The sequence below is a fragment of the Methanomethylovorans sp. genome, assembly GCF_050177135.1.
GTDB lineage: Archaea > Halobacteriota > Methanosarcinia > Methanosarcinales > Methanosarcinaceae > Methanomethylovorans.
The window spans coordinates 1-6,946 of the sequence record NZ_JBFXHJ010000117.1 but is presented as its reverse complement, the minus strand read 5'-3'; the positions used below and the strand labels follow the sequence as shown (position 1 = coordinate 6,946).

The 6,946-nt window shown below is 42.1% G+C and carries 6 protein-coding genes and 1 tRNA gene; 4 read left to right on the top strand and 3 right to left on the bottom strand.

Annotated elements, in window-relative coordinates:
- The first annotated feature begins 131 nt into the window (after window positions 1-131).
- The 3 genes from AB7U21_RS09180 (at window position 132) to AB7U21_RS09170 (ending at window position 3,350) form a co-directional block, all read left to right on the top strand.
- Entirely contained in the window at window positions 132-2,294 is a 2,163-nt protein-coding gene (locus AB7U21_RS09180) for a PAS domain-containing sensor histidine kinase (RefSeq protein ID WP_428388490.1), read from the top strand.
- Between the two features lie 69 nt (window positions 2,295-2,363).
- Window positions 2,364-3,143 carry a sulfide-dependent adenosine diphosphate thiazole synthase gene (locus AB7U21_RS09175; RefSeq protein WP_428388488.1) on the top strand — a complete coding sequence of 260 codons (780 nt, stop codon included), beginning with the start codon at window positions 2,364-2,366 and terminating at the stop codon, window positions 3,141-3,143.
- Between the two features lie 132 nt (window positions 3,144-3,275).
- Window positions 3,276-3,350: transfer RNA gene (locus tag AB7U21_RS09170), tRNA-His, on the top strand.
- Window positions 3,351-3,946: 596 nt separating this feature from the next.
- Here the strand turns inward: AB7U21_RS09170 and purF are convergent.
- The 3 genes from purF to AB7U21_RS09155 all read right to left on the bottom strand — a co-directional run bounded on the left by purF (window position 3,947) and on the right by AB7U21_RS09155 (window position 5,897).
- Entirely contained in the window at window positions 3,947-5,362 is a 1,416-nt protein-coding gene (purF, locus tag AB7U21_RS09165; protein WP_428388486.1) for an amidophosphoribosyltransferase, read from the bottom strand.
- A gap of 31 nt (window positions 5,363-5,393) precedes the next feature.
- Window positions 5,394-5,564 (bottom strand): 50S ribosomal protein L37e, encoded by a 171-nt coding sequence (locus tag AB7U21_RS09160; RefSeq protein ID WP_321418991.1) that lies wholly within the window; start codon window positions 5,562-5,564, stop codon window positions 5,394-5,396.
- 117 nt (window positions 5,565-5,681) lie between these two features.
- Window positions 5,682-5,897: an LSM domain-containing protein gene (locus AB7U21_RS09155; protein WP_015324131.1), complete on the bottom strand. Its 216-nt coding sequence runs from the start codon at window positions 5,895-5,897 to the stop codon at window positions 5,682-5,684.
- 243 nt (window positions 5,898-6,140) lie between these two features.
- On the opposite strand from AB7U21_RS09155, the gene thiD reads away from it, so the two are divergent.
- On the top strand, window positions 6,141-6,946 hold an 806-nt coding region (gene thiD / locus AB7U21_RS09150; protein WP_428388492.1), incomplete at its 3' end, for a bifunctional hydroxymethylpyrimidine kinase/phosphomethylpyrimidine kinase.

Here is a 6,946-nt window from a genome sequence, read left to right as displayed (position 1 = left end):
AGTCTTGGTAAAAGTAGCAAAAAGAATATAATCATAATTAATATATTATCTATTACATGTTTTATTCGATCAGCGGATGATACCGGGAGTTCTGAAAACGGATGATTCAATGGGCAAGAGCATTTTTTATCATGTTTGTGATCTTTATATTTTCCACATTGCTGCCTTACATCGGAATAAGCAGTAATACGGCACTTATGATACAATTGATCCTGATATTCTGCGTTTGTATTTTTGTAATCTATCTCTCAGTCAACTATTCTCTCACTTTTTCCAAGACTTCGGTTCCTGTAATTAGTGGTATTTCTTTATCTCAGGCAAAGGATACCTCAAATCATAGCTCAAATCATAGTTTCAGATATGAGCTTCCGGAGATTACATCTCTTCTGTCACCTCTTTCAGGAAGAGAAGCCGGTATTATTAATATATTAAGCCAAATCGGTGAATTGACCGGCTGTACAAGATGTTCGGTCTATGAATTACAGGGCACAGTGAAAATAGCTAAAAGAAAGTACTTCTGGGTGAAAAACGGAGCTGATGTTAGAAAGGATGTGTTACATAATTCCCTGATGAAATCTTTCCCCTGGATATTTAGCAGCATTAACAGCAAAAAGTCCGTTTATATGAAGGATATATTAACAGCCAAAGAAGCGATTTCAGATCTGAAATTGCTGCAGACACAGGTAAATAACTCGCTCATTGCCATACCCATGATCGATGACGGAGACGTTTTTGGGTTCATAACTGTTGAAGATTCTCAAATGACCGGCTCCTTGGAGGAAGAGCCTTATGATTTAATTTTCCTTTCAGAGATACTGAGATTAGCAGTTGTGCAGAAACAATTCATAGATGACCTTTCTTTGTTCAAGAATCTCGTCAACAGATCAAATGATTATATTATTGTTGTTGATCGCAACAGTTCAAAGGTATTGGATGTCAATGAGACACTCTGTACCCAGATTGAATATTCGAGAACAGAGTTCATGGCAATGGAGCCTGATCTTTTGATGGATACAGTGGGGAATTTCTGGAACGGGGCTTTCTTTGAAACATGTGGCAGTCATTATCTCGATGTGGATTCAAGCTTCAGGACAAAAACCGGAAAAAGGATACCTGTGGAAATAAACGTTACTTTTATAGAACACGATGACAGTCAATATGTTCTCGCAGTTGCCAGGAACATTACTGAGCGTAAAGAAAGAGATCTGATATTGCAAAAGACCCGGGACAGGGTAGAACTTGCTCTTAATGGTGCTGACCTGGGCATGTGGGATTGGGATGTAGTTACTGACGAACTTGTTTTTAATTCACGCTGGGCTGAAATGCTGGGATATCAGGCTGCCAGCCTTCCTCCGAATTTCAAAACAATTGTTGAAATGATCCATGAACAGGAAAAAGAAAGAGTAATTTCTGTTTTGAGAGGCATAAGGCAATCATCACCTTCTTTTGAGGAAGAATTTAGAGTCACTACCAGGAACAACGAGTCAAAATGGCTTCTTGTGAGAGGCAAGGCTACAGAGTTCGATGATGAAGGGAAAGCCTCCAGACTGACTGGAACTGCTATGGATATAACCCAACGCAAACTGTCGGAAGATCACCTTAAACAATATGCAGATAAACTACAGCGATCAAATGAAATGAAAGAGCTGTTCACGGATATCTTGCGCCATGATCTGCTAAACCCGGCAGGAAATATAAAAGGATTCACGGAACTGCTGCTTGAGATAGAGAACAACGAGCAGAAAAGATCTATGCTTGAGAGGATCCAGAAAAATGATGATAAGCTCATTGATATGATCGATACCGCAGCCAAATTCGCTAAACTCGAATCCCAGGATGAGCTCGAATTCTCCATTATGGACCTTGGGATTTTATTACGCAACGTGACAGAAAGCTTGCGGCCTATGACGGAATCCAGGAAAATGAACACTGTCATACGTTTCTCCGGAACCTATAGGTCAGCTGTTAATACTATAGTAGAGGAGGTATTCGCTAACTTCTTTACCAACGCCGTAAAATACAGTTATGAGAACACATCGATATTTATTGATATATTTGATGACGGCGGTATGTGGAAGGTAGCTGTTACCGACCAGGGTGAAGGTATTTCTGATGCTGATAAGCCTTATGTTTTTGACAGGTTCAAGAGGGTCACAAAGAAAGGTGTCAAGGGTACGGGACTTGGTCTTGCAATCGTGAAAAGAATAGCTGAACTCCATAGTGGTGATGTGGGTGTGGAGAATAATCCGGATGGCAAGGGCAGCAGATTCTGGATTTCATTAAAAAAAGCCTGAAATAACTCAGCGACAGCTTTAAGGCAAATACCTTCTATCAGGGTCTAACCTCGTGTTAGGAGGGATAGTATGCAACTTGATGAAGTAATTATTACAAGGGCGATTGTTGAAGAATACTTTAAGGTCTTCTTAGAATATACTGATGTGGATGTGGCATTAGTTGGAGGGGGTCCCGCAAACCTCGTGGCTGCCAGATACCTTGCTGAGAGCGGAATAAAAACAGTGCTCTTTGAGAAGAAATTATCTATCGGGGGAGGTATGTGGGGTGGTGGAATGATGTTTCCCAGGATTGTGGTGCAGGAAGAGGCCAGATGTATCCTGGAAGATTTTGGTATCTGTCATAAAAAGTATCAGGATGGTTACTATGTTGCAAATTCCATTGAAGCTGTAGGAAAATTGATCTCAGGAGCTATTGATGCAGGTGCTCAGATCTTCAATCTCGTTGATGTGGAAGATGTCATGATTCGTGAGGATGATAGGGTGTGTGGTCTGGTTATAAATTGGGCTCCCGTGTCAATGGGGAGACTGCATGTGGATCCTCTTGCTATCCGTGCGAAGCTTGTGGTTGACGGTACCGGTCATGATTGTATTGTGTGTAGCACTGTACAGCGTAAAGTTCCTGGATCTAAATTCAAGGGAAAGCCTCTGGTGGGAGAGAAACCGATGTGGGCTGACGTCGGTGAGCGCATGGTCGTGGATGCTACCGGTGAAGTTTATCCGGGCCTTTTAGTGGCAGGTATGGCCGCTACTGCAGTTTCAGGCTCTCCAAGGATGGGGCCTGTTTTTGGAGGTATGATGCTGTCTGGTAAAAAGGTTGCCAGCATTGCTCTGGACATCTTGAGACCTTGAAACATATTTACGAAACCTGGGTCTAAAGGCGCATATTATTGGCCTTTGTTAGGACTTCAGGAAGGAAAAGTTTATGTAAGAGAGATACATGTATAGGGTGCTCGTGTTAACAACACGTGACACCTACTTCTAGCCGGGGTGGGGTAGCGGTTATCCTGTGGCCCTGTGGAGGCTACGATTCGAGTTCGATTCTCGATCCCGGCCCCATTTTAAAATGCCTGTGGCTTAAAGCTAAAGCTTATAGTCTTTTCGGCTCTGTGGAAATCTTATTTAAATAACAAATATGATCTTGACACCTCTGTCAAAGTTATGGAGGAATAATTCGATTTACTCCTCCCAAAAAATTTTAAGAACAATTATGCTTGAACGATATGCCTAAAAGTTTATTTTTTTGATTTCTTTTTAGGTGACGTGAGTGTTCCGCCTTCGTCTTTGATGCCTCCGAGACCTTCAAGAGTATCATCTTTGTCTTCCATAGCTACCACTCCCCGTTTATTTTTGGTATGATACTATTTTATTTGATTATACCATATAATTAATGAATATTGACTTTATTTAAGAATTACGTCCTTTAGGAATCTTTGTTTTCCTCAGAAAGTTGTATATTATAATATGCTGTAAGATTTTTAGGGATATTGTTTATACATGCTTCCCTATCGATTACCAGATGATTTAGACAGTCAATTTTCAAAAATTCATCATCTTTTGAATTCAGTACTAGTACACTGACTTTAAAATAGCACAGTCTTTCCAATAGTTGATAATTTGCAACTACAACTAATGGTGCATTTTGAGAAAAGATTTTAGGAGAACTCATTGAGTTTCAGTTGCCTGCGCGGGCAGTATTCTCCCGCTATATCCAATGGATATTCGCTTGTCAGGCATGCGAGACAAAGATGTTCCTTTTCGATGCCTATTGCACGGACCAATCCTTCTATGCTCAGGTATCCAAGTGAGTCAGCATTAATGACAGCCTCTACTCCTGCTACTGTTTTATGGGCTGCTATCAATTCATTTCTTGTGCCCATGTCTATTCCAAAATAGCATGGAGCCACTATAGGCGGGCTGCCAATGCGTGCATGTATCTCTTTTGCACCGGCACGCCTGATCATATCGATAATACGTCTTGAGGTAGTTCCGCGTACTATGCTGTCATCGATAAGGACTATCCTTTGGTCTTTGATGTTCTCGGAAATGGTATTCATTTTGAGTCGAACAGCGGTTTCGCGCATTGCCTGGCCCGGAAGAATGAATGTCCTGCCAATGTACCGGTTCTTCATAAGTCCTTCACTGTACTTTATATTGGCCTCGTATGAATATCCGATAGCAGAAGTTATTCCTGAATCCGGCACCGGTGATACGATATCAGCTTTCACGGGGTGTTCGCGTGCAAGTTCCCTGCCTATTTTCTCGCGAACATTATAAACCAGTTTTCCATTGATAATAGAGTCCGGGCGTGCGAAATACACATATTCGAACACGCAATGTGCGTGGTATTTTTCCTGAACCAGGCGATGGCTTTCAAATGTGTGGTTCTTGAATACAAGTAATTCTCCGGGTTCCACTTCTCTGATAAGTGTTCCATTGAGCGTGTCGATGGCTACACTTTCCGAAGCAACTATGAATCCGCCATCAAGCTTCCCTATACACAGTGGTTTAAATCCGAGCGGGTCTCGCAGTGCATATAACTGGTCGTCAATAAGGATAGCTAGGGAATAGGAGCCCTTTAGTCTTTTGATGACATTGGAGATCGATTCTATTGGATTATGCCTCAACAGTTCTTTTACGAGAAGGTGTGCGATCACTTCCGTATCTGAACTGGTAATGAATATACGACCTTCTAATTCCAATTCATCTCTTAAGACGCTGTAGTTTGCAAGATTTCCGTTATGAGCGATGGCTATAGTGCCGCTCTTATAATTTACTATCAGTGGTTGACAGTTCTCTATTTTCGAATCCCCGGTCGTAGAATACCTTACGTGACCCACGCCTACGTTACCTTTCAGTTCCACCAGGTCTTTCTTCACATATACTTCAGGTACCAAGCCCATACCTTTAATGGATTTTATATGTAAACTATCATGTACACTAATGCCTGTGGATTCCTGCCCTCTGTGCTGCAGGGCATAAAGGGCATAGTATATTTGGAGAGCGGTGGGGTTGTCCGTTGATGCGCCATCCTGCATCACAACACCCACAACACCACATTCCTCTTTCATCTATACCCCAAAAGAGAAAATAGTATGATCCTTAGAACTTGCACTTACGTTCCCATTTATAACTTCTCATGCGCGGTGTCCTACCAAAACCGCATGCAGTACACTGTTTAGTATGGATGTTAAGTGATACGCTACCGCAGCGCCTGCATGTGACATGTGTGCGCTTTTGCCTTTTTCCCATTGAGGGAGTACCTTTTGACATTTATCATCACCTTGTAAACTTTTTCGTCTCTCAATTTAAATTATCGTGATAAATACTATCTGTGAGTTAACAATGTATAATAGAGCGAACCTCAGACAGTATCATAGGATAAATATGTTACGGGGATACATATACTACGTTGTCACCCCTTATGATCACCGTACCAAGTTTTCTGGTCTCCCCTTCCCTCAGCTCTTCAGCCTCCTCGAGAACAAGGTTCATGTGTACATCGTAACCCTGCAGATTTCCTCTGAACTCGCGGGCTCCTTTCAATCTCACAATAACAGGTGTGTTCAAAGCATTGTTCAGTATATCAAGAGGTCTGTTTCCCATTTAAAGCCGCCTCATCTAAATAAATCAAAGTAGTCCTGAATGATATGTATCAACGGAATGATAGCATTATACTGGTCTCCATTGTGTATAGTCAGATATAAAACTATCGAACATAGTATTATATTGTTTAATATGGTGGCAGAGATAAGTGGTTGTTGACCATAACGTATTTAGAACATTGTACATATCTCTTGTCCTATTCAGATCTTTCAAGTCCTTTTGAAACACAGAATGGTGAACACAATGTACGGTATTCCCGTGGTAATGACCATAGCAGGTTCAGACTCAGGCGGCGGTGCAGGTATTGAGGCCGATATCAAGACATTTGCGGCTTTGGGAGTACATGGCACCTGTGCGATAACTTCTGTCACTGCGCAAAATACAAGGGGTGTGCTTAGCATCTACGATCTTCCTCCTCATGTGATTAGTGCGCAGATAAATGCCGTATGTTCTGATATGGATGTCAAATGGGCAAAGACTGGTATGCTTTCCTCTGCCGAAATAGTTTCTGTTGTGTCAAAAGAGGCAAAGTACCATGGATTATCTCTTGTGGTAGATCCGGTTATGGCAGCTGAAGCAGGTGGGGATCTTTTACGTAAAGATGCCGTAAGAGTACTTAAAGAGGAACTGCTTCCGGTCAGTAAGGTGGTAACGCCCAATATCTACGAAGCACGTACTCTATCAGGTATCGATATTAAAAATGTGAATGATGCCAAAACAGCAGCTAGGAAGATCGCGGAGTCAGGAGTCGAGACGGTAATTGTCACTGGTGGTCATCTGGATGCATCTGATGTGGTATATGAATCTGTTTCCGATACATTCACTATCATTAGGGGCAAGTTTCTCGAAGGTGGTACGCATGGCTCCGGGTGCACATATGCTGCTTCCATAACTGCATTTCTGGCCGGGGGTCATTCTATCGTTGAAGCTGCAACGCTTGCCAAATCCTTTGTAGAAAAAGCCATTGTGAGCAGTGTAAAAGTAGGACATGGAGTTGGCCCCGTGAATCAGCTGGGTTCGACTCTCAGGAATTCTCACAGATACGAAAC